At 72.1% G+C, this 25,117-nt stretch carries 22 protein-coding genes; 15 read left to right on the top strand and 7 right to left on the bottom strand.

The annotated features are described in order from the left end of the window. The first annotated feature begins 1 nt into the window (after nt 1). From ACZ6JS_RS00575 to ACZ6JS_RS00560, 4 genes are all read left to right on the top strand, one after another. The gene (locus ACZ6JS_RS00575) at nt 2-1,384 is read left to right on the top strand and encodes an APC family permease (protein WP_469294850.1); all 1,383 of its coding nucleotides are present in this window, start codon (nt 2-4) and stop codon (nt 1,382-1,384) included. A gap of 33 nt (nt 1,385-1,417) precedes the next feature. Beyond that, nucleotides 1,418-2,677, top strand: a complete 1,260-nt coding sequence (gene xseA, locus ACZ6JS_RS00570; RefSeq protein ID WP_469294849.1) for an exodeoxyribonuclease VII large subunit — start codon at nt 1,418-1,420, stop codon at nt 2,675-2,677. A gap of 54 nt (nt 2,678-2,731) precedes the next feature. Further along, nucleotides 2,732-2,950: an exodeoxyribonuclease VII small subunit gene (locus ACZ6JS_RS00565; protein WP_469294847.1), complete on the top strand. Its 219-nt coding sequence runs from the start codon at nt 2,732-2,734 to the stop codon at nt 2,948-2,950. A gap of 98 nt (nt 2,951-3,048) precedes the next feature. Beyond that, nucleotides 3,049-3,642: a malonic semialdehyde reductase gene (locus ACZ6JS_RS00560; protein ID WP_469294846.1), complete on the top strand. Its 594-nt coding sequence runs from the start codon at nt 3,049-3,051 to the stop codon at nt 3,640-3,642. Nucleotides 3,643-3,860: 218 nt separating this feature from the next. Here the strand turns inward: ACZ6JS_RS00560 and ACZ6JS_RS00555 are convergent, their stop codons facing one another. Continuing rightward, nucleotides 3,861-4,382 carry a DUF4245 domain-containing protein gene (locus ACZ6JS_RS00555; RefSeq protein WP_469295512.1) on the bottom strand — a complete coding sequence of 174 codons (522 nt, stop codon included), beginning with the start codon at nt 4,380-4,382 and terminating at the stop codon, nt 3,861-3,863. Between the two features lie 249 nt (nt 4,383-4,631). On the opposite strand from ACZ6JS_RS00555, the gene glpX reads away from it, so the two are divergent. Next, nucleotides 4,632-5,663 (top strand): class II fructose-bisphosphatase, encoded by a 1,032-nt coding sequence (gene glpX / locus ACZ6JS_RS00550; protein ID WP_030850369.1) that lies wholly within the window; start codon nt 4,632-4,634, stop codon nt 5,661-5,663. A gap of 176 nt (nt 5,664-5,839) precedes the next feature. On the opposite strand, the gene ACZ6JS_RS00545 is transcribed toward glpX, so the two are convergent. Together ACZ6JS_RS00545 and ACZ6JS_RS00540 are read right to left on the bottom strand one after the other, a co-directional pair. Further along, nucleotides 5,840-6,247, bottom strand: a complete 408-nt coding sequence (locus ACZ6JS_RS00545; protein ID WP_469294844.1) for a WhiB family transcriptional regulator — start codon at nt 6,245-6,247, stop codon at nt 5,840-5,842. A 147-nt stretch (nt 6,248-6,394) separates the two neighbouring features. Continuing rightward, nucleotides 6,395-7,051 carry a DUF1707 SHOCT-like domain-containing protein gene (locus ACZ6JS_RS00540; RefSeq protein ID WP_469294843.1) on the bottom strand — a complete coding sequence of 219 codons (657 nt, stop codon included), beginning with the start codon at nt 7,049-7,051 and terminating at the stop codon, nt 6,395-6,397. Between the two features lie 157 nt (nt 7,052-7,208). Between ACZ6JS_RS00540 and ACZ6JS_RS00535 the strand changes: the two genes are divergently transcribed. Beyond that, nucleotides 7,209-8,873, top strand: a complete 1,665-nt coding sequence (locus ACZ6JS_RS00535; protein ID WP_469294842.1) for a fumarate hydratase — start codon at nt 7,209-7,211, stop codon at nt 8,871-8,873. 131 nt (nt 8,874-9,004) lie between these two features. On the opposite strand, the gene ACZ6JS_RS00530 is transcribed toward ACZ6JS_RS00535, so the two are convergent. After that, nucleotides 9,005-9,361: a hypothetical protein gene (locus ACZ6JS_RS00530; protein ID WP_469294841.1), complete on the bottom strand. Its 357-nt coding sequence runs from the start codon at nt 9,359-9,361 to the stop codon at nt 9,005-9,007. Between the two features lie 53 nt (nt 9,362-9,414). Between ACZ6JS_RS00530 and ACZ6JS_RS00525 the strand changes: the two genes are divergently transcribed. After that, nucleotides 9,415-10,182, top strand: a complete 768-nt coding sequence (locus ACZ6JS_RS00525; protein WP_469294840.1) for a glycerophosphodiester phosphodiesterase — start codon at nt 9,415-9,417, stop codon at nt 10,180-10,182. Nucleotides 10,183-10,253: 71 nt separating this feature from the next. On the opposite strand, the gene ACZ6JS_RS00520 is transcribed toward ACZ6JS_RS00525, so the two are convergent. Further along, entirely contained in the window at nt 10,254-11,780 is a 1,527-nt protein-coding gene (locus ACZ6JS_RS00520; protein WP_469294839.1) for a ricin-type beta-trefoil lectin domain protein, read from the bottom strand. 108 nt (nt 11,781-11,888) lie between these two features. Between ACZ6JS_RS00520 and ACZ6JS_RS00515 the strand changes: the two genes are divergently transcribed. The 3 genes from ACZ6JS_RS00515 (at nt 11,889) to ACZ6JS_RS00505 (ending at nt 16,646) form a co-directional block, all read left to right on the top strand. Next, nucleotides 11,889-13,292: a class II fumarate hydratase gene (locus ACZ6JS_RS00515; RefSeq protein ID WP_469294838.1), complete on the top strand. Its 1,404-nt coding sequence runs from the start codon at nt 11,889-11,891 to the stop codon at nt 13,290-13,292. Nucleotides 13,293-13,403: 111 nt separating this feature from the next. Continuing rightward, complete coding sequence (fomD, locus tag ACZ6JS_RS00510) at nt 13,404-14,123, top strand: cytidylyl-2-hydroxypropylphosphonate hydrolase (RefSeq protein ID WP_469294836.1); 720 nt, start codon at nt 13,404-13,406, stop codon at nt 14,121-14,123. A gap of 309 nt (nt 14,124-14,432) precedes the next feature. Beyond that, nucleotides 14,433-16,646: a SpoIIE family protein phosphatase gene (locus ACZ6JS_RS00505; protein WP_469294835.1), complete on the top strand. Its 2,214-nt coding sequence runs from the start codon at nt 14,433-14,435 to the stop codon at nt 16,644-16,646. Between the two features lie 69 nt (nt 16,647-16,715). Here ACZ6JS_RS00505 and ACZ6JS_RS00500 read toward each other — a convergent pair whose 3' ends face one another. After that, complete coding sequence (locus ACZ6JS_RS00500; RefSeq protein ID WP_469294834.1) at nt 16,716-18,995, bottom strand: transglycosylase domain-containing protein; 2,280 nt, start codon at nt 18,993-18,995, stop codon at nt 16,716-16,718. Nucleotides 18,996-19,227: 232 nt separating this feature from the next. Between ACZ6JS_RS00500 and ACZ6JS_RS00495 the strand changes: the two genes are divergently transcribed. The 5 genes from ACZ6JS_RS00495 (at nt 19,228) to ACZ6JS_RS00475 (ending at nt 24,036) form a co-directional block, all read left to right on the top strand. Next, nucleotides 19,228-20,136 (top strand): SPFH domain-containing protein, encoded by a 909-nt coding sequence (locus ACZ6JS_RS00495; protein WP_469294832.1) that lies wholly within the window; start codon nt 19,228-19,230, stop codon nt 20,134-20,136. Beyond that, nucleotides 20,133-20,366, top strand: a complete 234-nt coding sequence (locus ACZ6JS_RS00490) for a type II toxin-antitoxin system antitoxin (protein WP_469294830.1) — start codon at nt 20,133-20,135, stop codon at nt 20,364-20,366. Before ACZ6JS_RS00495 ends, ACZ6JS_RS00490 begins: the two co-directional genes overlap by 4 nt. A 105-nt stretch (nt 20,367-20,471) precedes the next feature. Then, entirely contained in the window at nt 20,472-20,996 is a 525-nt protein-coding gene (locus tag ACZ6JS_RS00485) for a PadR family transcriptional regulator (RefSeq protein ID WP_030850425.1), read from the top strand. Beyond that, entirely contained in the window at nt 20,993-21,685 is a 693-nt protein-coding gene (locus ACZ6JS_RS00480) for an ABC transporter ATP-binding protein (RefSeq protein WP_469294827.1), read from the top strand. The genes ACZ6JS_RS00485 and ACZ6JS_RS00480 overlap by 4 nt, the downstream gene beginning before the upstream one ends. Beyond that, nucleotides 21,682-24,036 (top strand): FtsX-like permease family protein, encoded by a 2,355-nt coding sequence (locus ACZ6JS_RS00475; RefSeq protein ID WP_469294826.1) that lies wholly within the window; start codon nt 21,682-21,684, stop codon nt 24,034-24,036. Before ACZ6JS_RS00480 ends, ACZ6JS_RS00475 begins: the two co-directional genes overlap by 4 nt. On the opposite strand, the gene ACZ6JS_RS00470 is transcribed toward ACZ6JS_RS00475, so the two are convergent. Continuing rightward, nucleotides 23,981-25,039: a hydrogen peroxide-inducible genes activator gene (locus ACZ6JS_RS00470; RefSeq protein ID WP_469294825.1), complete on the bottom strand. Its 1,059-nt coding sequence runs from the start codon at nt 25,037-25,039 to the stop codon at nt 23,981-23,983. The two genes, ACZ6JS_RS00475 and ACZ6JS_RS00470, sit on opposite strands and share 56 nt — an antisense overlap. Nucleotides 25,040-25,117: the final 78 nt, after the last annotated feature.

Below are 25,117 nucleotides of genomic sequence, written 5' to 3'. Positions count from 1 at the left end.
GATGGCGTCCGCGACGGATTCCGGCGGGGCCCCGGTGCCCGCGGCACTTCGGCGGAGTCTCGGCTTCCGGGACCTGGTCGTCTACGGGCTGCTGTTCATCGCCCCGATGGCCCCGGTCGGGGTCTTCGGCACGCTCGACGCGAAGTCGCGCGGCGCCGTCGCGCTGGTCTACCTCGTGGCGACCGTCGCGATGGCCTTCACGGCCTTCTCCTACGCGCAGATGGTGCGGGTGGCGCCCCAGGCCGGTTCGGTCTTCACCTACGCCCGCAAGGGTCTGGGCGAGGGTCCGGGGCTGATCGCCGGGTGGATGGCGATGCTGGACTACCTGCTGATCCCGGCGGTCGCGTACCTCTTCTCTGGGATCGCGATGAACGCGCTGGTGCCGGAGGTCTCCCGGTGGGTGTGGACGGCCGTGGCCGTCGTGGTGACCACGGCGCTCAACCTGTGGGGCGTACGGGCGGCCGCCCGGGTGGGTTTCGCCGTGCTGGTGATGGAGGTGCTGGTCCTGCTGGTCTTCGTGGCGGCCGCGGCGGTCGTGCTGGTCCAGGACGGCCCCCGGCGGGGCTGGCTGTCGCCGCTGACGGGAGACGGCTCGCCCGGCTTCGGCACGGCCGCGGTGCTGGGCGCGGTGTCGGTGGCGGTCCTGTCCTATCTGGGCTTCGATGCCGTCGCCTCCTTCGCCGAGGAGGTGACGGGCGGGTCGGAACGGGTGGCGCGGGCGTTGCTGTTCTGCCTGGCGCTGGCCGGGGCGCTGTTCGTCGTCCAGAGCTTCCTGGCGGCGCTGCTGATGCCGGTTTCCGCGGCGGAGCTGGCGGCGGAGCCGGTGCTGCAGGGCCCGGCCTTCTACACCGCGGCGGAGTCGTCGGTCGGCTTCTGGCTGCACGACCTGGTGGCGATCAGCAAGGCGGTCGGTGCGGCCTTCGCCGCGCTGGCGGGGCAGGCGGCGGCCGGGCGGCTGGTGTTCGCGATGGCCCGGGAGCGGCGGCTGCCGCGGGCGCTGGCCCGGACCTCGGACGGCACCCCGCGGGCCGCCCTGCTGGTGGCGGCGACCGTGACGCTGGCCGCCGCGGTGTGGGCCGCCCGGCGGGACGACGGGCTCGACCACCTGGTGTCCGTGGTGGACGTCGGTGCGCTGGTGGCCTTCACCCTGCTGCACGCCTCGGTGGTGGGCTGGTTCGTGGTCCGGCGGCGGGAGGGTCCGCCGAACTGGTGGAAGCACCTGGTCGTGCCGGTGCTGGGGGCGGTGGTGACGGTCACGGTGATCGTCGGGGCGTCCCGGACGGCGCAGCTGGTGGGCGCGGTGTGGCTGGCGGTGGGCCTGGCGGTGCTCTTCGCCCAGCGCGGTCGCCGGGACCTGCCGGGCGACACCGGCGCCGGGGCCTGACGCACTGTCGGCGGCGCCGGATAGCCTGCGCACATGGGTCTGAATACGTCGGCCGAGGCGCCGCTGCCGGTGGGCCAGGTGTCCCGGCTCATCGGGGGCTGGATCGAGCGCCTCGGACAGGTGTGGGTCGAGGGGCAGATCACGCAGCTCTCGCGGCGGCCGGGAGCGGGGGTGGTCTTCCTGACGCTGCGCGACCCGTCGCACGACATCTCGGTCAGCGTGACGTGCTTCCGCCAGGTCTACGACGAGGTCTCGGACGTCGTCTCGGAGGGCGCTCGGGTCGTGCTGCTGGCCAAGCCCGAGTGGTACGCACCGCGCGGGCAGCTGTCCCTGCGGGCGACGGAGATACGGCCGGTCGGCATCGGCGAGCTGCTGGCGCGGCTGGAGCGGCTCAAGCGGTCCCTGGCCGCCGAGGGCCTCTTCGCGCTGGAGCGCAAGAAGCCGCTGCCGTTCCTGCCGCAGCTGGTCGGGCTGGTGGTCGGGCGGGCCTCGGCGGCCGAGCGCGACGTCCTGGAGAACGCCCGCCGCCGCTGGCCGGCGGTCCGCTTCGAGGTGCGCAACGTCGCCGTGCAGGGCGTGCACGCCGTGCCGCAGGTGGTCCGGGCGGTCAAGGAGCTCGACGCCCTGGACGAGGTCGACGTGATCATCGTGGCGCGCGGCGGCGGTAGCGTGGAGGACCTGCTGCCCTTCTCCGACGAGGAGGTCGTGCGGGCGGTCGCCGCGGCCCGCACCCCGGTGGTGTCGGCGATCGGCCACGAGCCGGACTCCCCGCTGCTGGACCTGGTCGCGGACCTGAGGGCGTCCACGCCGACGGACGCGGCGAAGAAGGTGGTCCCGGACGTCGGTGAGGAGCTGGAGCGGGTGAGCCAGTTGCGGGGCCGGGGGCTGCGCGCGGTGAGTTCCCTGCTCGACCGGGAGGAGCGGGGGCTCGCCCACGCCCTGGCCCGGCCGGTCTTCGTCCACCCCCAGCGCATGGTGGAGATGCGGGAGGACGAGCTGGACGCGCTGCTGGCGCGCAGCAGGCGCACGCTGGGGCACCTGCTGGACCGGGCGGACTCGGAGCTGGCCCACACGCTGGCCCGGGTGGTGGCGCTGTCGCCGGCAGCGACGCTGGAGCGCGGGTACGCCGTACTGCAGCGGGCGGACGGTCACGTGGTGCGCTCGCCGCAGGAGGTTTCGGCGGGGGATGTCCTGCGCGCCAGGGTCACGGAGGGCACCTTCTGCGTGGAGGTCTCCTCGTCGGACGCGGCGCAGGCGGCCGCCGCCCCGGACACGGCCGAGGCTTCGCAGTAGCGCCACACGGCCGCAATCACGTGGCCGCACGACACACAGAGGATGGATACGGGAATGACAGAGGCCGCAACGGCGCTGGGGTACGAGCAGGCGCGCGACGAGCTCATCGAGGTCGTCCGCAAGTTGGAGGCCGGCGGGACGTCGCTGGAGGACTCCCTCGCGCTGTGGGAGCGCGGTGAGGAGCTGGCGAAGGTCTGCCGGCACTGGCTGGAGGGGGCCCGGGCCCGGCTGGACTCGGCGCTGGCCGCGCGCGAGGCCGCCGAGGAGGAGTGATCCAGGTCACGGCCACCCCAGTTTAGTTGAAAATTCATCTACTTCGGCCGTAGAGTCGTGGACATCGCTTCACGTCCGCATGGAAGAAGGCTTTCCCGATGTCTCTCGTTCTCGACCCCGCCGCTCAGGACCTGCTGTTCCGCGAGGCCCGCACCGCCAACGCGTTCTCCGAGGAGCCGGTCACCGAGGAGCAGGTCCAGGCGATCTACGACCTGGTGAAGTTCGGCCCGACGGCCTTCAACCAGACCCCGCTGCGCATCACCCTGGTCCGCTCCCCCGAGGCCCGCGAGCGCCTCGTGAAGCACATGGCCCCGGGCAACGACGCCAAGACCGCGACCGCGCCGCTGGTCGCGATCCTCTCGGCGGACAACGAGTTCCACGAGGAGCTCCCGCAGCTGCTGCCGCACTTCCCGCAGGCCAAGGACGCGTTCTTCTCCGAGCGCCCGGTCCGCGAGCGGTCCGCGCTGCTGAACTCCGCGCTGCAGGCCGCGTACTTCATCATCGGCATCCGCGCCGCCGGTCTGGCCGCGGGCCCGATGACCGGCGCCGACTTCGCCGGCATCCAGAAGGAGTTCCTGGACGCCGACCACACCCCGATCATGGTCATCAACATCGGCAGGCCCGCCGCCGAGGGCGCCTGGTTCGACCGCTCCCCGCGCCTGGCCTTCGACGAGGTCATCACCACCGTCTGACCGCCGCCGCAGGTGCGCGAAAGGGCCGTGCCCCCCGGATCACCGGGGGGCACGGCCCTTCGCGCACGTCCGGCCCCCGCCTGGTCCGTACCGGCGGATCCGCGGCGGCGGGCGTGGGACGGGCACGGCGGGCGCGCTTGCTGCCACCCTCGTCATCCATGGACGTCTGGCGGTTCATGGCCGGCGAGGGCCGGGCCGCCGAGGCCGGTCGGGTGCCGCTACTGGCGGCCCTGCTTGAACTCCAGCGCCGCCGCCAGCGTGCCGAGCTGTTCGAAGGAGGCGGTGCCGGTCACCACCGTGACGTAGCCCTGCTCCCGCCGCACGAGGGCGTCGTACTTCTCGCCGTCCCAGCGCTCCCAGGCCGTGTCGCCGACCTGCTGGGTCTGCCCGGAGGCCGCGGCCTTGTGGGTCACCCGCTCCAGGTACTTGGCCGAGGTGTCGGTGGACTGCTCGATCGCCGCGTACTGCTGCTCCGGGTCGAGGAAGCCCAGGTGCCAGGCGTCGGCCTTGTTGCGCTCGTACGTCACGGAGGTCGCGCGCCACTGCTCGGGGAGGCCCACGGGGGCGGCCACCGGGTACGGGGCCGCGCGCCGGGCCGTGATGGTCTCCACCCGGTAGTCGACCGTGCGCGTGGGATCGGCCTTGTCGTCATGCGGGACGAAGAGGTAGATCCCGGCGACGACGACGCCGATCACCGCCAGCGACCGGACCATGTCCCAGACCGTCTGCTTGCCTTTCATACCTGCCACCGCACCATCGTCCCGCATCACCGGGGGGCGATCACCGCCGGGGTCGCGCGGGCGCGCCGCGCGGCGTGCCCTCAAGTCGCCCCGGCCGGTCCCCGCACGGCGCGCAAGGCGTTCGCCCAGGACAATCGAATGACCGATATTCCGCTCATACGTGACCCGCCCTGCTCAATATGTCGACGTACCGATAGAGTTCCAGCACCCTCACTTCCCGGCCGTCGCCGTACAGAAAGGTGCGCTCCGATGACCGAGCACAACCTGCCGCCCCAGCTCGAAGTCTCTCCGGAGGCCCCCGACCGCAACCTCGCGCTCGAACTCGTACGGGTCACCGAGGCGGCCGCCATGGCCGCCGGCCGGTGGGTCGGCCGCGGCGACAAGATCGGCGCGGACGGCGCCGCGGTCAACGCGATGAGGACCCTGATCTCCACCGTCTCGATGAACGGCGTCGTCGTCATCGGCGAGGGCGAGAAGGACGAAGCCCCGATGCTCTTCAACGGGGAGCAGGTCGGCGACGGCACAGGCGCCGAGGTCGACATCGCCGTCGACCCGATCGACGGCACCACCCTGAACGCCAAGGGCATGCCGAACGCCATCGCCGTCCTGGCCGCCGCCGACCGCGGCACGATGTTCGACCCGTCCGCCGTGTTCTACATGGACAAGCTGGTCACCGGCCCCGAGGCCGCCGACTTCGTCGACATCAACGCCCCGGTCTCGGTGAACATCCGCCGAGTCGCCAAGGCCAAGGGCATGGCCGCCGAGGACGTCACGGTCGTCATCCTGGACCGCCCCCGCCACGAGGGCATCGTCCGGGAGATCCGCGAGACCGGCGCGCGCATCAAGTTCATCTCCGACGGCGACGTCGCCGGCTCCATCATGGCCGCCCGGGAGGGCACCGGCGTGGACCTGCTGCTGGGCATCGGCGGCACCCCCGAGGGCATCATCTCGGCCTGCGCGATCAAGTGCCTGGGCGGCGTGATCCAGGGCAAGCTGTGGCCGAAGGACGACGCCGAGCGCCAGAAGGCCCTCGACGCCGGCCACGACCTGGACCGCGTGCTCACCACCACCGACCTCGTCTCGGGCGAGAACGTCTTCTTCGTCGCCACCGGCATCACCGACGGCGAGCTGCTGCGCGGCGTGCACTACCGCTCGGAGACCGCGACGACGTCCTCGCTGGTCATGCGCTCCAAGTCCGGCACCATCCGGAAGATCGACTCCACGCACCGCCTGTCGAAGCTGCGCGCGTACAGCGCGATCGACTTCGACCGCGCCCAGTAGCAGTCGGGGGCACGACGCGAGAGGGGCGGTCACCCTGTGCGGGGGTGACCGCCCCTCTCGCGTGTCCGCGTACGAGGCGTGGCGGACGCACGGGCCCTGCGTGGTCCTCCGTGGCGTGCGACGCGGACCGCAGCCTGCCCGGTCGGCGACCGGCTCGGCCGGCGGCGGCGACCGGCTCAGCCCGCCGCGGCTATCGGTCCCGGCCCCGGCGCCTGCCGCAGCTCGGCGGAGCGGCGCCGCATCCGGGCCAGCACCACCCGGCGCTCGGCCGCGGTGAGTCCGCCCCAGACCCCGTACGGCTCGGGCTGGAGCAGCGCGTGCTCGCGGCAGGCGACCATCACCGGGCAGCGGGCGCAGACGCGCTTCGCGGCCTCCTCGCGGGAGAGCCGGGCGGCGGTCGGCTCCTTGGACGGCGCGAAGAACAGGCCCGCCTCGTCGCGGCGGCACACCGCCTCCGCGTGCCAGGGGCCGTCCTCCACCCTGGCCGGCACCCGCGGCTGCGGCACGGCCGATGGGCGTGCCCCAGGACCCTGAAGGCTCTTCACGGCGGCTACCTGCAGGGACTGATGCGGCGGATGCGGCACGGTCTACTCCTGACGACGTATACGTGAGCGAGAGACGACGCACCTGTCCCTACCCGCTGTACGCGCCCCTATGCACTGTGTGCCACCGGGCGCCAGGGGTTCGTCCGAAACGAGACCCTGCGCCTCCGGCTGCGCCGCCGCGCCGCTTCAGCCGTCGCGGTTCCCCCGGAGCCTGCGCGCGAGGTCGACCAGGCGGGCGCCCGGCTTGGGCCGCGCCTCGATGTTGCCGAGCAGGGAGAACCCGCGGACGATCACCACAGGCGCCTGCGGGTCGGTCTCGCCGCGGCTCTCGCCGCGCACCTCGAAGTTGCCGAGGACCCCGCTGCCGTAGCCGCGCAGGGTGACGTTCTCCGGTACCAGGACCTCCACGTTGCCCAGGACGCACGTCACCTCGACCTCCGTGACCTGCTGTTCGAAGACCGCCTCGGTGAGGTCGATGGTGATGTCGCCCATGACCGACACGGCGCGGGTGTGCGCGCCGGGCCGCCAGCGGCCCTTGCGGCTGGAGCTGCTGCACACGGCGACGATGGTCTCGGCGGCCGGGCCGGCGGCCGGCGCGTACGCGGACGCGGCCGGGGTGTGGGCGCCGCCGGCCGCGGGCAGATCCCGTACGAGTGCTTCCAGCTCGCCGACGGTCTTGACCGCGTACAGCGTGTCCAGGCGCTCGGAATGCTCCTCGGCGGTCAGCCTGCCCTCGGCGACGGCGTCGCCGAGGACCTGCGCGATCCGGTCCCGGTCGGCGTCGGAGGCGCGCAGCGCGGCGGGGCCGGGCGCGGGGGCGGCGGGGTGCTTTTCCAGGTCCACGTCGCCAGCATAGCGAGACACGATAGATCGCGATACTACCGAGACCGGGCGAGTGAGCCCTACCTCACAAACACACGCCGGTCGGGAGGTCCTACGCTGGAGGACTGCGCTGCCAATTTGGTCGTCAGTGCTGTCTGCCGAGTGAGGAATGGCCCCAATGCCGGAGTTCGCGTACACCGACCTGCTGCCCCTGGGCGAGGACACCACCCCCTACCGGCTGGTGACCGCCGAGGGCGTGTCCACCTTCGAGGCTGACGGCCGTACGTTCCTCAAGGTCGAGCCGGAGGCGCTGCGCAAGCTCGCCGAGGAGGCCATCCACGACATCCAGCACTTCCTGCGCCCCGCGCACCTCGCGCAGCTGCGCCGCATCATCGACGACCCGGAGGCCTCGGCGAACGACAAGTTCGTCGCGCTCGACCTCCTCAAGAACGCGAACATCGCGGCGGCCGGTGTCCTGCCGATGTGTCAGGACACGGGCACGGCGATCGTCATGGGCAAGCGCGGCCAGAACGTGCTGACCGAAGGCGGCGACGAGGAAGCGCTTTCGCGCGGCATCTACGACGCCTACACCCGCCTGAACCTGCGCTACTCGCAGATGGCCCCCCTCACCATGTGGGACGAGAAGAACACCGGCTCGAACCTGCCCGCGCAGATCGAGCTGTACGCGACCGACGGCGGCGCGTACAAGTTCCTCTTCATGGCCAAGGGCGGCGGCTCGGCCAACAAGTCCTTCCTCTACCAGGAGACCAAGGCGGTCCTCAACGAGGCCTCCATGATGAAGTTCCTGGAGGAGAAGATCCGCTCGCTGGGTACGGCGGCCTGCCCGCCGTACCACCTCGCGATCGTCGTCGGCGGCACCTCGGCCGAGCACGCGCTGAAGACCGCGAAGTACGCCTCCGCGCACTACCTGGACGAGCTGCCCCGCGAGGGCTCGCCGCTGGGCCACGGCTTCCGCGACGAGGCGCTGGAGCAGCAGGTGTTCGAGCTGACGCAGAAGATCGGCATCGGCGCGCAGTTCGGCGGCAAGTACTTCTGCCACGACGTGCGCGTCGTGCGCCTGCCCCGCCACGGCGCCTCCCTGCCCGTCGCGATCGCCGTCTCCTGCTCGGCGGACCGCCAGGCCACCGCGAAGATCACCGCCGAGGGCGTCTTCCTGGAGCAGCTGGAGCGGGACCCGGCGCGCTTCCTCCCGGAGACCACCGACGAGCACCTGGACGAGGCGTCCGACGTCGTCTCCATCGACCTGAACCAGCCGATGGACGACATCCTGGCGACCCTGACCAAGCACCCGGTCAAGACCCGTCTGTCGCTGACCGGCCCGCTGGTCGTGGCACGCGACATCGCGCACGCCAAGATCAAGGAGCTGCTGGACTCGGGCGCCGGGATGCCGCAGTACCTCAAGGACCACCCGGTCTACTACGCCGGCCCCGCGAAGACCCCCGAGGGCTACGCGTCGGGTTCCTTCGGCCCGACCACGGCCGGCCGTATGGACTCCTACGTCGAGCAGTTCCAGGCGGCGGGCGGCTCGAAGGTCATGCTGGCCAAGGGCAACCGCTCCCAGCAGGTGACCGACGCGTGCGCCGCGCACGGCGGCTTCTACCTGGGCTCGATCGGCGGCCCCGCGGCGCGCCTGGCCCAGGACTGCATCAAGAAGGTCGAGGTCCTGGAGTACGAGGAGCTCGGCATGGAGGCCGTCTGGAAGATCGAGGTCGAGGACTTCCCGGCCTTCATCGTGGTCGACGACAAGGGCAACGACTTCTTCCAGAATCCCGCCCCCGAGCCGACCTTCACCCACATCCCGGTCCGCGGCCCGGGCCTGTAGCACCGGTCTTGCGACGAGGGGCCCCCTGCCGAACGGCAGAGGGCCCCTCGGGCGTTTCCGCCGGTCGGCAGTGGCCCTGCCCCGCCGGCCCCCGGACCCGGCCGCAACCGCAGCCGTCGTCGTGGTCCTCGTCACGGCGCCGGCTCCGTCAGATACCGGGCCTCCACGGGGGTGGCCCGGTACCCCGTCGCCCGCGCGGCGACGACCTCGGCGATGGTCAGCCCGTACACCCGGCGCAGCAGCGCGATCGGCACCCCCTCGGGCCCGCCGACAGGCAGGCGGACGGAGCCCTCCCGGGCGAGGATGCGCTCCCGGATCCAGGGCGGGGGTACGCCCCGGCCCCGGTCGCACGCCTGGAAGAGGTAGCGCGTACAGGATTCGTACGCCTCCCAGCGCAGCTCGCCGTCCTCGATGGACTGCCCTTCCTCCCGGACGCACTCCTCGCAGGGCTCGCAGTGTGCGACGAGGTGCATCTGCGGTTCCGCCATTCGGGCAGGATGCGGTACCGGGGCGCTCCGCGCATGCGGATAACGTCGGGGCCATGACGCACACGCAGCTCCGTACCGACCGCGCCGTCCGGGTCGTCGCCCATCGCGGGGCCTCCCACGAGCACCCCGAGCACACCCTGGCCGCCTACCGGCAGGCCATCGCGGACGGTGCCGACGCCCTCGAATGCGACGTACGGCTGACCGCCGACCGCAAGCTGGTCTGCGTGCACGACCGGCGGGTGGAGCGGACCTCAGACGGGCGCGGGGTGGTGTCCGCCATGACGTACGAGGAGCTGTCCGCCCTGGACTTCGGCAGGTGGAAGGGCGAGGAGCACCGCGGGGCACCGGTGCTGCTCTTCGAGGACCTGCTGAAGGAGGCGCTGGCCGCCGGCCGGCCCGTCGGGCTGGCCGTGGAGACCAAGCACCCCACGCGGGCCGGCGGCCGGCTGGAGGCCGAGCTCGTACGGGTCCTGAGGGACCACGGGCTGGCGGACGGCCGGGCGGGCCTGGTGGAGGTGATGAGCTTCTCGCGCAACGCCCTGATCAGGCTGAACCGGCTCGCGCCCGGCCTGCCCGCCGTCTACCTGATCGAGCGGCGGCTGCGCCCGGTGCGGCCGCCGTTCGCGGGGCACGCCGGGCCGGGCATCGACCTGGTGCGCAAGGATCCGGGGCTGGTGGGGCGGCTGAAGGCCAAGGGGCTGCGGGTGCGGGTGTGGACGGTCGACGAGCCCGAGGATGTGGAGCTGTGCGTGCGGCTCGGTGTGGACACCCTGATCACCAACCGGCCGCGCGAGGTGCGGGAGTACCTGGGCTCCCGGTGACCCCTGCCGGTACGGGAGGACCCGGCCGGGGTGCGCCGGCCGGGCGTGGGGGCTCTGGTGGTGCGGGGCGGTTATGCGAAGCGCTGGTTCGCGGATCCGTTGCAGCTCTGGAGGCGCAGCGGTTCGTGGGCGGCGGCCACGGTCAGGCACATGCCCGGGGCGGCGGCGGGCCGCAGGGTGGCGCCGTCGCGGACGAACTGCTGGTTCGCTCCGCCGTGGCAGTTCCAGATGACCAGGCCGGTGCCGGAGCCGTAGTTCGCGCCGGGGGCGTCGAGGCAGCGGTCCTGGGTCAGCTCGATGTGCACGGACCTGCGGGCGGTGTCGTACCACCAGCCCTGGTTGCGGCCGCCGTGGCAGTCCCAGCCGACGATCTTCGTCCCGTTGGCGCTGGAACCGCCGTAGGAGTCGAGGCAGTTGCCCGTGGCCTCGTTCCGGAGCGGCTTGAACTTGTCGTCCCACGCCCCGGCCTGGAGGACGGGCCTGCCGGTGCTCGCGGGGTCGGCGCAGGAGGCCTCGCGCAGGCCCGAGTCGTAGAGCTGGGTCAGGCAGGACGCGAAGGCCCCGTGTCCGCGGTAGTTGGGGTGGAAGGACTGGCGGGCGGTGTTCTCGTCCCAGGGGAAGTGGTCCCCGAGGTCCAGGTAGAGCCCGCGGGCCCAGGTGTCCTCCATGCACACCTCGTGGCCGTGGAAGAGCCGCGAGTTGTCGAGGTAGATCGCGCCGGAGGCCAGGGCCGCCGCGCGCATGCCCTTCTCGAAGGTGGGGACCGCGTGGTTGCGGCCCCAGGTGGCGTCCGAGTCGTAGCCGGCGCAGCCGCCGGGCAGCTTCCCGGGGAAGTCCGGGTTGTCGTGGAAGTCGGGGCCGATGGGGCTGGGGTAGCCCATCACGACGAGCTTGTAGTCGGCGTCGGCGTAGCCGGCGTCGCGCATGACCGTCCTGAGGTCCGCGACGGTGGCCTCCACCTTCGGCTTCAGGCCGTCGACGCGGGCCTGCCAGCCGGGGGCGTACGTGGGCTCGCAGGTGCCCCGGCTGAGGATCCAGCGGGTCACGCAGTCGGTCATGACCGGGCCGAACTGCAGGTCGTCGTTGGCGCCGGCGACCAACAGGACCATCTTGATCCTGGTGTTGCGGGCCTTGATGGCGAGGTTGTCGCTCTGCACCAGCTCGTCGGCGTACTGCTTGCTGCCGCCGATCCTGATGTTGCCGGTGTAGCCGCCGGAGCAGGCGACGTTGAAGGTGAGGTCGGCCGGGATGCCGGTGCGGTGGATCGCCGCGTCGGGCGAGCGGTGGCACTGGTTGTCCGGCGTGTTGGTCGCAGGATCGTAGGTGCCGACGCCCTCGCCCGAGATCTCGCTGTCGCCCAGCGAGATCAGGCCGGTCCTGCGGTCCGCGTGCGGGCGCACGGCGGGGTCGCCGTAGATCTTGACGGCTTCGGCGGCGCGGATCGCCTCCAGTTCGGGCGAGAGGGGTTTGCCGACCCCGGAGGTGGTGGCCGCCTGGGCCATGGGGGTGACGGCGGTGACACCCCCCAGGGCGGCCGCGAACGCCGCCACGGCGGCGACGGTAGATCTGAGCGTGGGCTTCGTGCGGGCACGTGCCATGGACGCCTCCACGGATATGGGTGTTACCCACGGTATTTACTGGTCAGTAGGGGAGTTGGGAACACTTCCAACAAGAGAATTGCTCAACTTTTTTGGGAGGCAACAGACATGACAGACGATCAGCAGGACGACGGATTCCGCACGGAGCACGACTCCATGGGTGACGTGCGGGTGCCCGTGCACGCCAAGTGGCGCGCGCAGACGCAGCGCGCCGTGGAGAACTTCCCCCTCTCCGGCCAGCGGCTGGAGAGGGCCCACATCGAGGCCCTCGCCCGGATCAAGGGCGCGGCCGCCCTCGTGAACGCACGGCTCGGCGTCGTGGACCAGGACGTGGCCGACGCGATCCGGACCGCCGCCGCCGAGGTCGCCGAAGGACGCTGGGACGAGCACTTCCCCGTGGACGTCTTCCAGACCGGGTCGGGGACCTCGTCCAACATGAACACCAACGAGGTCATCGCGACCCTGGCCACCGAGCGCCTCGGCCGGGACGTGCACCCCAACGACCACGTCAACGCCTCGCAGAGCTCCAACGACGTCTTCCCCTCGTCCATCCACATCGCCGCCACCGCCGCAGTCGCCAACGGCCTGGTCCCGGCGCTGGAGCACCTCGCCGCCGCGCTGGAACGCAAGGCGGTGGAGTTCGACCGGGTGGTCAAGGCGGGGCGGACCCACCTGATGGACGCCACCCCGGTCACCCTCGGCCAGGAGTTCGGCGGTTACGCGGCCCAGATCCGCTACGGCGTCGAGCGGCTGCGCTCGTCCCTGCCCCGTCTCGCCGAACTCCCCCTGGGTGGAACCGCGGTGGGCACCGGCATCAACACCCCGCCCGGCTTCTCGGCCGCCGTGATCGCCGAGGTGGCGGTCGCCACCGGGCTGCCGCTGACGGAGGCGCGCGACCACTTCGAGGCCCAGGGTGCACGGGACGCGCTGGTGGAGACGTCGGGCATGCTCCGCACGGTCGCCGTCTCGCTCACCAAGATCTGCAACGACCTGCGCTGGATGGCCTCCGGCCCGCGGACCGGTTTGGCCGAAATCAGCCTCCCGGACCTCCAGCCCGGCTCCTCGATCATGCCCGGGAAGGTCAATCCGGTGGTCCCGGAGGCCGTCCTGATGGTCGCCGCACAGGTCATGGGGAACGACGCCACCGTCGCGGTGGCGGGGGCGGCCGGCAATTTCGAGCTCAACGTGATGCTGCCGGTGATGGCCCGGAACCTCCTCGAATCGATCCGGCTGCTGGCCGGCGCGAGCCGCCTGCTGGCCGACCGCACCGTCGACGGGATCACCGCCGACGAGGCCCGGGCCAGGGAGTACGCCGAGTCCTCGCCGTCCGTGGTGACCCCGCTCAACCGCTACATCGGCTACGAGGAGGCCGCGAAGGTGGCCAAGAGGTCCCTCGCCGAGCGCAGGACGATCAGGGAGGTCGTCCTGGAGTCCGGCTACGTGGAGCGCGGCGCCCTCACCCTGGAACAGCTCGACGAGGCCCTGGACGTCCTTCGCATGACACGTCCCTGACCGGTCGTCGGCGCCCCGGGGCGGGGGCCGGATCCGGTCGTTCGGCATCCCCGAATCGCTCCGTGACCTGCACCGCAGCGGGCGCGGGGGCCCCCGCCCTAAGATCTGCCCATGACAGGTACCCTCGAGCCCGGGAGCGGCCGGGCGCCGGACGCGCAGCCGGGTCCCGCGCGCGGTACGCGCTGGGCGCCCGGGGTCCAGATCCTCTGGCGCTACCGCGACCACGCCCCGGGGCTGAAGGGCGCGGTGCACATCTGCCGCCCGGTGACCGTGGTGCAGGACACCGACGAGATGCTCGCCGTCTGGATGGCCCCCGGCACCGAATGCGTCAAGCCGGTCCTCGCCGACGGCACCCCCGTCCACGAGGAACCGCTCGCCACCCGGTACACCGCGCCGCGCACGACAGTGCGCTCGCGCTGGTTCGGCGGCGGTGTCCTGAAACTGGCCCGCCCCGGGGATCCCTGGTCGGTCTGGCTGTTCTGGGGACCGGGCTGGACGTTCAAGAACTGGTACGTGAACCTGGAGGAACCGCGGTCGAGATGGGCCGGTGGAGTGGATTCCGAGGACCACTTCCTGGACATCGCCGTCTACCCCGACCGCAGTTGGAAGTGGCTGGACGAGGACGAGTTCGCCCAGGCCCAGCGGTCCGGCCTGATGGGTCGTGAGCAGGCAGGTCGGGTAAGGGAAGCAGGCCGGGCGGCGGTCGCGTTGATCGAGGACTGGGGTGCCCCGTTCTCGGCCGGCTGGCAGGATTGGCGGCCGGATCCGGCCTGGAAGATTCCGGTCCTGCCCGAGGACTGGGACCGCACCCCGGCGCATATGACCTCATGAGACCCTTGATGCGCCCCCGGGGTTCAACCGTAGGATCGTCCTCCGCGAGGTCGCGCACGCGGGACGGTGCGGTCGGGCCGCACATCGGCAAGTGTCTTTCTGCACACGCGATCTGACCGGAGGTCGGCACACGAGGAGAGGCTACGACGGGGCGGGGCGTCCGCCCGGGGAGCTCCCGGCCGCATGCCCGGGGGAGAAGTTCGAGCGAGGAACCTCTGGGCGATGGTGCCCGGGCCGCTGAGCGGGTATACCGCGACTGACCGAGTTGAGTGCAGCGCACATCGAGCGCAAACGGACGGAATTCCACGCGTGACGGAGTACCCCACCTCCCAGGAGGGCCCGCAGCCCGTCGCCTCCGGCGGAGGTACGGACGAGGCCGGCCACGGCAAGGCGCCCATCGCCGCCACCGAGGCCGTACGCACGCATGCCGCGGGCGCCGGCACCGGCCCGGCGGCCGAGCCGGGCGCGGCGGCCGCCGCGGCGGCCTCGGACGTACGGGCCGCCCGCTCGGCGGCGGGCTCCGGCTCGGGACTCCCCCGGCCGCGCGGAGCGGCGTCGGCGGAGGTGCCGGCTGCCGCCGGCCCCGGCCCGGGGCACAACCACGACAACGCCCGTCCCCGGGAGGCCGATGAGGCCCACGACGCCGCCGCCCGTGGCGCGGCGGCCGGCCCGGCACCCGCGGGCGGCGGGGGCGGCGCGGCGGGCCTCCACGGGGCCGGCGGGGCCGGTCCGGACGTGACCGCCGCGCGCCGCGAGGGGGATCGGCTTCGCTTCGTCGGCGCCGCCACGCGGCGGATCGCCCGCGGCATCGACCTCGACGAGATCGTGCTCGGCCTGTGCCGGGCCACCGTCCCGACCTTCTCCGACGCCATCCTGGTGTACCTGCGCGATCCGCTCCCGGTGGGAGACGAGCGGCCCGTCGGTCCGGTCGTTTTAAGGCTGCGCCGCACCGACCGGCTGCGGCCGATCGACGACCTCACCGACATCAGCAGCACCATCGGCGCGGGGATGGACCTCGCCGGGGCCGCGGGGGCCACCGGCGAGCTCGACTTCAGCCAGCTGCCGCTGGTCGGACCGCAGGGTGACCTGCCCGCGGCCGAGCTGTGCGAGATCCGGCCCGGCGGCGCACTCGCCGAGGTGCTGCGCGGCGTGCGGCCCGTGTTCGCGTCGTCCGCCGCCGCCCGGGCGGCGCTGCCCGAGCTGCTGGGCCTGGACCATCCGCTGCCGCGCGGCAACCGGGCGGTCCTCGCGCCCCTGCGCGGCCGCCGCCGGGTGATCGGCGCCGCCGTCTTCCTGCGCAGCCCCGAGCGTCCGGCCTTCGAACAGAACGACCTGCTCGTCGCCGCCCAGCTGGCCACCCACACCGCGCTCGGCATCGACAAGGCGGTCCTCTACGGCCGCGAGGCGTACATCGCCGACGAGCTCCAGCGCACCATGCTGCCCGACAGCCTGCCGCAGCCCACCGGGGTGCGACTGGCCTCCCGCTACCTGCCCGCGGCCGAGACGGCCCGGGTCGGCGGGGACTGGTACGACGCCATACCGCTGCCCGGCAGCCGGGTCGCGCTCGTCGTCGGCGACGTCATGGGCCACTCGATGACCTCGGCCGCGATCATGGGCCAGCTCCGCACCACCGCCCAGACCCTGGCGCAGCTGGACCTGCCGCCCGCGGAGGTGCTGCACCACCTGGACGAACAGGCCCAGCGTCTCGGCACGGACCGCATGGCCACCTGCATGTACGCCGTCTACGACCCCGTCGCGCACCGGATCACCATCGCCAACGCGGGCCACCCGCCGCCGGTGCTGCTGCACCTGGGCGGCCGGGCCGAAGTGCTGCGCGTACCGCCCGGCGCCCCCATCGGCGTCGGCGGCGTGGACTTCGAGGCCGTGGAGCTGGACGCGCCCGCGGGGGCCACCCTGCTGCTCTACACCGACGGCCTGGTGGAGTCGCGCCTGCGGGACGTGTGGACCGGCATCGAGCAGCTCCGCGAGCGCCTGGCCACCACCGCGCAGCTGACCGGCCTGGACCATCCGCCGCCGCTGGAGGCCCTCTGCGACGACGTCCTGGACATGCTGGGCCCGGGCGACCGGGACGACGACATCGCGCTGCTCGCGGCCCGGTTCGACGGCATCGCGCCCAGTGACGTCGCGTACTGGTTCCTGGACCCGGAGGAGACCGCCCCGGGCCGGGCCCGGCGGTTCGCCCGCCGGGCGCTGACCCGGTGGGGCCTGGAGGAGCTGAGCGACTCGCTGGAGCTGCTGGTGAGTGAGGTGGTCACCAACGCCGTCCGGTACGCGGAGCGGCCCGTGACGCTGCGTCTGCTGCGTACGGACGTGCTGCGCTGCGAGGTCGGCGACGACTCCCCGCAGCTGCCCCGCCAGCGCCGGGCGCGGGACACCGACGAGGGCGGCCGCGGCCTGTTCCTGGTGAACCGGCTGGCCCGCCGCTGGGGCGCGACCCGGCTCAGCAGCGGAAAGGTCGTCTGGTTCGAACTCCCGCTGCCGGGGGCGGGCGAACGGCGCTGACCGGCCGCGGACCGGACCCGTGGGACACCGCCGCCCCGCAGCCTTCTCGGCTGCGGGGCGGCGGTGTGTTCAGTTGCTCGGGTGCTCACCCAGGACCGGCGGGTCCGGCGGCTTGGGGCCGCCTGTCTTGGTGGCCGTGGCCGTCGGGGAGGTCGTCCCGGTGGGCGTGGCGCCCGTCTTCGTCGCGGTGGGAGTCGGCGACGTCTGCGTCGGGGACTGCGTCGGGCTGTTGGTGGCGGCCGGAGCACTGGAGGACTGGCTCGGCGAGGCCGTCGGCGAGGCGCTGCGGGACGGCGTCTGCACGGCGCCCATGTCGGCCTCGGAGAGCTGGAACTTGCCGGTGTCCACGCCCTTCAGGGCCGCGAGGGTGTACGCCTTCCAGATCGAGGCGGGGAAGCTGGAACCGCCCGCGCGCCCGAGGCCGGCGGTGCCGGTCAGGGTGACCTGGTTGTGGGTGTTGGGGTCCTCGCCGAACATCGCGACGACCGTGACCAGCTCGGGCGTGTAGCCGGTGAACCAGGCCGCCACGTTGGACTCGGTGGTGCCGGTCTTGCCGCCGGCCTGGTAGGCGCTGCTGCGGACCTTGTTGCCGGAGCCGCCCTCGTCCTCCACGACGCCCTGCAGCACCTTGGTGACGGTGTCGGCGGTCTTGCGGCTGATGGCCTGGCTGCCGACGGCCTCCTGCGGGGTGAACTCGCGGTCCTTGTGCTCGGCCTTCTTGACGATGGTCGGCGTGACCTTCTTGCCGTGGTTGTCGAAGGTGGCGTAGACGCCCGCCATCTCCAGGGTGTTGGCGCTCATCGTGCCCAGCGCCATGGCCGGCTTGTCCTCGGGCCAGCCCTCGCGGTCCTGCATGCCGAGTTCGAGGGCCGTCTTCTTCACGTTGGGCGGCTTCACGTCCACGATCATCTGCGCGTAGACGGAGTTCACCGAGAAGTTGGTCGCCTCCTGGACCGTCATCATCGGGTTGCCGTAGTTCGTGTTGTCCTGGTTCTGCGGGTTGAACGGGATCTTGCTGCCGACGACCGGGCGCTTGCTCGTGCCGTCGTAGAGGGCGTTCGGCGTGATCGGCTTGCCGTCCTGGGTGTTCGAGGCGTTCTCCAGGGCGGAGGCGAGCACGATCGGCTTGAAGGTCGAGCCCGGCTGGTAGTCCGTGCGCAGGGCGTTGCTCGCGGACTTCTCCTCCAGGCCCACGCCGCCGTACATGGCGACGACGGCACCGGTCTTCGGGTCCACGGAGGTCGCGCCCGCCTGGACGCTCTGGTCCTGCGGCCTGCCCTTGGTGTCCTTGCGGTCGAGCTTGGACTCCAGCTCGTCCTGTACGGCCTTCTCCAGCGCCGCCTGCTTGTTCTTGTCGACGTTGAGCGTGATGTTCCAGCCGCCCGCCGTGATCATGGCGTCGGTGATGTTCTGCTTGTTCAGCTCGTCGTTGGCGGCCTGGACCAGGTAGCCCTTCTGCCCGTCCATGCCCGGCCGGGGCTTGGGCTTGATGGGCTCCGGAAGCGTCATGGTCTTGCGCTTCTCCGGGTCCAGCTTGCCCATCTCGACCATGTTGTCGAGGACGGCGTCGAAGCGGATGTTGACCAGCCGCTTGCCGTTCGGGCCGGCCGTCGCCAGGTCGTACTGGCTGGGGGCCTGGATGACGGAGGCCAGGTAGGCGCCCTGCTCCAGGGTGAGCTGGCCGGCGTCGACGCCGTAGAAGGCCTGGGCCGCGGCCTGGATGCCGTAGGCGTTGCGGCCGTAGAAGTTGGTGTTCAGGTAGCCGGCGAGGATGTCGTCCTTCTCCATGCGCTGGTCGACCTTGAGGGAGATGACGAGCTCCCTGAGCTTGCGGGTCGCCGACTGGTCCTGCGTCAGGTAGTAGTTCTTGACGTACTGCTGGGTGATCGTCGAGCCGCCTGCGGTGCCCTTGCCCCGGACGGTGTTGAACAGGCCCCGGGCCACGCCCATCAGGTCGATGCCGCGGTCCTGGTAGAAGGACTTGTTCTCGATGGCGATGAACGCGGTGCGGACGTCCTGCGGGATCTTGTCGAGGGTGACGATCTCGCGGTTCATCTTGCCGGTGTTGGCCATGATCGAGCCGTCGGACCAGCGGTAGGTGTTGCTCTGGAGGGTCGCCTGCTTGTTGGGGTCGGTGGGTTCGTTCACCGAGAAGTAGAGGACGACCGCTGCGGCCATGAGGAGCAGGATCACCCCGAAGAAGGTCCCCAGGATCTTCTTCCAGGTGAAGAAGCGGCGTATGCCGGTGCGCTTGCCGGTACCCCCGCTCTCCTTGGCGCCCTTCGCGCGTCCGCTCGGCGCCCGCCGCGCACCGCGCTGCTGCGCCTTACGCACTTCTGCTCGGCCCATCGCTCCCGCTCCGCTCGATTACCCCCCCGACGTCAACTCAGAAAGCTAACACCGCAGGCTGTGACAAACTTTGGCCAATCCGGACTAATTCCGGTCATTTCGGACGTGAGAATCAGCACCCACATCACAGGAACCGACGCTCAGATAAGCGGATGGGTTGCCATTGCGCAAAAAAGTGATATCACTTTGCTAAGCGGCTCGACCGGCCGCGCGCAGAGAAACGGGGCGAACCATGACGAACCACATAGCCACTCCGGACGGAGTAAGGGAGTTCACCGCGCGGAGCATGGGTGGCGGGCTGGCACTGCTGCTCGGCCTGGGCGGCCTGCTCGCGGGCGGGGGGCTGGTCGTGGCCGGCGCGGTGGCGGGCGCGACCGGGGTCAAGGTGGCGCTGATCGCGAGCGGCGTGCTCCTGGGGCTCGCCTCCGTGATCGCGATGAGCGGCCTCAACACGGTGGCGCCGGGAGAGGCCCGGGTCGTCCAGCTCTTCGGCCGCTACCGCGGCACCATCCGCGCCGACGGACTGCGCTGGGTCAACCCGCTGACCTCGCGCGAGAAGATCTCCACCCGGGTGCGCAACCACGAGACGGCCGTCCTGAAGGTCAACGACGCCTACGGCAACCCCATCGAGCTGGCCGCGGTCGTGGTGTGGCGGGTCGAGGACACGGCGCGCGCCGTCTTCGAGGTCGAGGACTTCACCGAGTTCGTCGAGACGCAGACCGAGGCCGCGGTGCGGCACATCGCGATCGAGTACCCGTACGACGCGCACGAGGAGGGCGGCCTGTCGCTGCGCGGGAACGCCGAGGAGATCACCGAGAAGCTCGCCGTCGAGCTGCACGCCCGGGTGGAGGCCGCCGGTGTGCAGATCATCGAGTCCCGGTTCACGCATCTCGCGTACGCTCCTGAGATCGCCTCCGCGATGCTCCAGCGCCAGCAGGCGGGCGCCGTCGTGGCGGCCCGCAAGCAGATCGTGGAGGGCGCGGTGGGCATGGTCGAGCTCGCCCTGACCCGTCTGGCGGAGGAGGAGATCGTGGAACTCGACTCGGAGCGCAAGGCGGCCATGGTCTCGAACCTGATGGTCGTCCTGTGCGGCGACCGCGCCGCCCAGCCGGTGCTCAACACGGGCACCCTCTACCAGTGACCCCCTCCGGCGAGGAGAAGCCGGCGGCCCGGCAGGCGCGCAAGCAGGTGCTCCTGCGACTCGACCCGCAGGTGTACGACGCACTGGCCCGCTGGGCGGGCGAGGAGCTGCGCAGCGCCAACGCGCAGATCGAGTTCCTGCTCCGCCGGGCCCTCGCCGAGGCCGGCCGGCTCCCCTCCGCCCCGGGCCCCATCCCCCGCCGGGGCCGGCCGCCGAAGCCCATGAACTGACCGCAGCCCGAAAGCCGCTCCTGTGCCGCGCACGGAGCGGCTTGGCGTTTCCGCCCGGCCGACGCCTATACACCGTGCGTATACACGCGATGTATAGTCGCTCCCATGTCCATCGGTCACACCCTCCTGGGCCTCCTCGAGGCCGGCCCGCGCCACGGCTACGACCTGAAGCGGGCCTTCGACGAGAAGTTCGGCCACGACCGCCCCCTCGCCTACGGGCAGGTCTACTCGACCATGTCCAGGCTGCTGAAGAACGGCCTCGTCGAGGTCGACGGCATAGAGAGCGGCGGCGGCCCCGACCGCAAGCGGTACGCCATCACCGACGCCGGCATCACCGACGTCGAGACCTGGCTCTCCCAGCCCGAGAAGCCGGACCCGTACCTCCACTCGACCCTCTACACGAAGGTCGTCCTCGCACTGCTCACCGGACGCCGCGCCGACGAACTGCTGGACACCCAGCGGGCCGAGCATCTGCGCCTCATGCGCGTGCTGACGACCCGCAAGCGCAAGGGCGACCTCGCCGACCAGCTCGTCTGCGACCACGCCCTGTTCCACCTCGAAGCGGACCTGCGGTGGCTGGAGCTCACCGCCGCCCGCCTCGGCCAACTCGCCCAGGAGGTACGCCGATGACGGCAGCCCCGGCCGGCTCCCTGCTCGCCGCCACGGACCTGCGCAAGGCGTACGGGACCACCCATGCCCTCGACGGCGCCGAGTTCTCCATCCACGCCGGCGAGGTCGTCGCCGTCATGGGCCCCTCCGGATCCGGCAAGTCCACCCTGCTGCACTGTCTCGCCGGGATCGTCCCGCCCGACTCCGGCTCCATCCTCTACGCCGGCCGCGAACTCACCTCCCTGAGCGATGCCGAGCGCAGCGCCCTGCGCCGCACGGAGTTCGGCTTCGTCTTCCAGTTCGGGCAGCTGGTGCCGGAGCTGACCTGCGTGGAGAACGTCGCCCTCCCGCTGCGCCTGACCGGCGTCAGGCGCAAGGAGGCCGAACGCACCGCCCTGCACTGGATGGAGCAGCTCCAGGTGGAGGACCTCGGCGCCAAGCGCCCGGGCGAGATATCCGGCGGCCAGGGGCAGCGCGTGGCCGTCGCCCGCGCCCTCGTCACCGGCCCCCGGGTGATCTTCGCCGACGAGCCCACCGGAGCCCTCGACTCCCTCAACGGCGAACTCGTCATGCAGCTGCTCACGGAGGCCGCCCGGTCCGCGAACGCCGCCGTCGTGCTCGTCACGCACGAGACGCGGGTGGCCGCCTACTCCGACCGCGAGATCGTCGTACGCGACGGCAGGTCCCGCGACATGGAGCGGATCGTATGAGCCGGCTCCAGGTGTGGACCCGCGACCTGGGCATGGGCGCCCGCTTCGCCTTCGGCGGCGGCCGCGAGGGGTGGATCCGCACCCTGCTCACCGGCGTCGGCGTCGGCCTCGGCGTCGCGCTGCTGCTGATCGGCACGGCCATCCCCGGCGCCCTGGCCGCGCGCTACGAACGCGGCGACGCCCGGTCGACGATGAGCTCCGGGCGGGCCGACGCCCCCGGGCCCGACACCCTGCTCATCACCCGGATCAGCCAGACGTACCGAGGCAAGGACATCGAGGGGTACGCGCTGCGGGCCGAGGGCCCGCAGGCCCCGCTGCCGCCCGGCCTGGAGAAGATCCCCGGCGCGGGCGAGATGGCCGTCTCCCCCGCCCTGGACGAGCTGCTGAAGTCCTCCGAGGGAGCCCTGCTGCGCGAACGGCTGGACGGGCCGGTCAGCGAGAGGATCGGCGACCCGGGGCTGGTCGGGCCCGGCGAGCTGTTCTTCTACCTCGGCAGCGACAGCCTCGCCAAGAACGGCCCCGACGACCACCGCGTCGACCGCGTCACGACCTTCGGCCACGACGCGGAGCGCGACGGCCTCGACCCCGTCCTCATGCTGATGGTCGTCCTGACCTTCGTCGCCCTGCTGATGCCTGTCGCCGTGTTCATCGCCACCGCCGTCCGCTTCGGCGGGGAGCGGCGCGATCGCAGGCTCGCCGCACTGCGGCTGGTCGGCGCCGACAGCCGGATGGTGCGCCGGATCGCGGCCGGCGAGGCGGTGGCCGGCTCCCTGGCCGGACTGGTCCTGGGCGCCGGCTTCTTCGCCGTCGGCCGCTCCCTGGTCGGCAGCGTCAGCCTCCAGCAGCGCAGCGTCTTCCCCGCCGACCTCGATCCGGCGCCCTGGCTGGCCGCCCTGGTCGCCCTCGCGGTGCCCGCGGCGGCGGTGGCCGTGACCCTGTTCGCGCTGCGCGGGGTGGTCATCGAGCCGCTCGGCGTCGTCCGTACGGCCAAGCCCTCCCGGCGCCGCATCTGGTGGCGACTGCTGCTCCCGCTCGTCGGCATCGGCCTGCTCCTGCCCATGGGCGGCCGCGGCAACGACCACGGCAGGTTCAACCAGTGGCAGGTCAGCGGGGGCGTGATGCTGCTGCTGGCCGGAATCACCGTCCTGCTGCCCTGGCTGCTGGAGCGCTTCGTCGGCAAGGTGACGGGCGGCCCGGTCTCCTGGCAGCTGGCCGTACGCAGGCTCCAGGTCGACAGCGGCGGCGCCGCCCGCCTCGTCAACGGCATCGCCGTGGCCGTCGCGGGCGCCATCGCCCTCCAGATGCTGTTCTCGGGCGTCGAAGGCGACTACACGAAGTCGACCGGCCAGGATCCCGGCAGGGCCGCCGTCGCGGTCATGCTGCACGGCGACGACGGGAGCCGCATGGACGGCCTCGCCGAGCGGATCTCCGCCGTACCGGGCGTGACCCGCACCGTCCCGCTGACCTCCGCGCAGGCGGCCCACCAGGTGCCCGCGGAGGCGGAGACGGTCCACATCACCATCGGCACCTGCGACGCGCTCGGCGAGGTCGCGGTGCTCGACTCGTGCAAGGACGGCGACGCCTTCGTCCTGACCGGCTCCACCTCGACCGACGCCTTCTACGGGGGCAGGGCCGCGCCCGGCGACGAGTTGTTCGTCGGCGACGTCAGGCGGTACGAGTCCGCGACGACCGACAGCCCCGCTCCGGTGAAGTGGCAGGTCCCGGCGGGCGCCCGCACGGTCGCCAGCCGGGAGGACCCCACCGGGCAGCTGCGCAGCGGCCTGCTGGTGACGCCGTCGGCCGCGCCGAAGGAGATCGGCGACTTCCCGGACGCGCGGATCTTCGTCCAGGTCGACGAGTCCGGTCCGGACGCGCTGGACCGGGCGCGGAACGCCGTCTTCGAGGCGGACCCGTTCGTCACGGCGATGACGCTGCGGGAGAGCACCCGGGCCGCCGGCTTCTCCTCGATCCGCATCGGTCTCTTCTTCGGGGCGGCCGCCGTGCTGGTCCTGATCGGCGGGAGCCTGTTCGTCTCCCAGCTGGAGCAGCTGCGCGAACGGCGCAAACTGCTGTCCTCCCTCGTCGCCTTCGGCACCAGGCGCTCCACGCTGAGCCTGTCGGTGCTGTGGCAGACGGCCGTGCCGATCGTGGTGGGTCTGGTGCTGGCGGCCGGTGCCGGCGTGGGGCTGGGAGCCGTCCTGATGTCGATGGCCGCCCAACCGGTCCGGATCGACTGGCCGTCGGTGCTCGGCATGACGGGTATCGGCGCGGGCGTCGTCGCCGCGGTGACCCTGCTCAGCCTGCCGCCGCTGCTGCGCCTGATGCGCCCGGACGGCCTGCGTACGGAGTGACGCCCGTACGCCCCTGAACCCGTACGCCCGTTCCCGCCGGCGCCGACGACTCCCCCTGGTCGGTCAGCCACACCGGGAGCGGCCGTACGGCTTCGCGCAGGGCGGCGGCGATCGCCGCGAACTCCTCCTGGCGGGCGGTCCCCGTGCGCATGGCCAGGGCGATCCGCCGCGAGGGCGCCGGTTCGGCGAAGTAGCCGGTGGAGAGGTACTCGTTGCGGGCGGTCTCGAGCCGCAGCGCGGTACGCGGCAACAGCGTCACCCCCAGTCCCCCGGCGACCAGTTGTACGAGCGTGGACAGCCCGGCGGCGGTCGTGGTGACGTCCGCCCCGGCGGTCCGCCCGGCCTCCCGGCAGATGTCCAGGGCCTGGTCCCGCAGACAGTGGCCCTCGTCGAGCAACAGCAGCTGGAGGTCGCGCAGCTCGTCGAGCGGGATGTCCCGGCGGCCGGCCAGCGCGTGCTCCCGGGGGGCCAGCAGCACGAAGTCCTCGTCGAAGAGTGGCAGTTCGGTCACGCCGGGCACGCCGAGCGGCACCGCCAGCAGGAGCAGGTCCAGGCGCCCGCCGGCCAGCCCCTCCAGCAGTGAGCCGGTCTGCTCCTCGTGCACCTGGAGGTCCATCCGCGGGTAGCGCCGCTGGAACAGGCCGAGCACGGTCGGCAGCAGGTAGGGCGCCACCGTGGGGATCACCCCGAGCCGCAGCATCCCGGTGAAGGGGGCCCGTACCGCCTCGGCCTCCTCCAGCAGCCCGCCGACGGCGTCGAGCACCACCTGCGCCCGGGCGGCGATCCGCTCGCCCGCCGGGGAGAGCAGGACCTTGCGCGTGGTGCGTTCCAACAGCTGCACGCCGAGTGCCTCCTCCAGCGCGGAGACGGCACCGGAGAGCGCCGGCTGGCTCATGCCGATGGCCGCCGCGGCATCGCGGAAGTGCAGGTGCTCGGCGACGGCCGCGAAGGCGCGCAGCTGAGCGAGAGTCGGTTGCTTCGCTCCCCTATTACCGACAGCCACTGATAGGTACCTCCGATCACCCACGACAAGACTAGCTATTTCCATAATCAATGCAGGTTGTGCCAGCATGTGAGACAC

The sequence above is a fragment of the Streptomyces sp. NPDC046349 genome, assembly GCF_055587885.1.
The sequence above is the reverse complement of the archived record's forward strand: the minus strand, read 5'-3'. Positions and strand labels throughout refer to the sequence as shown.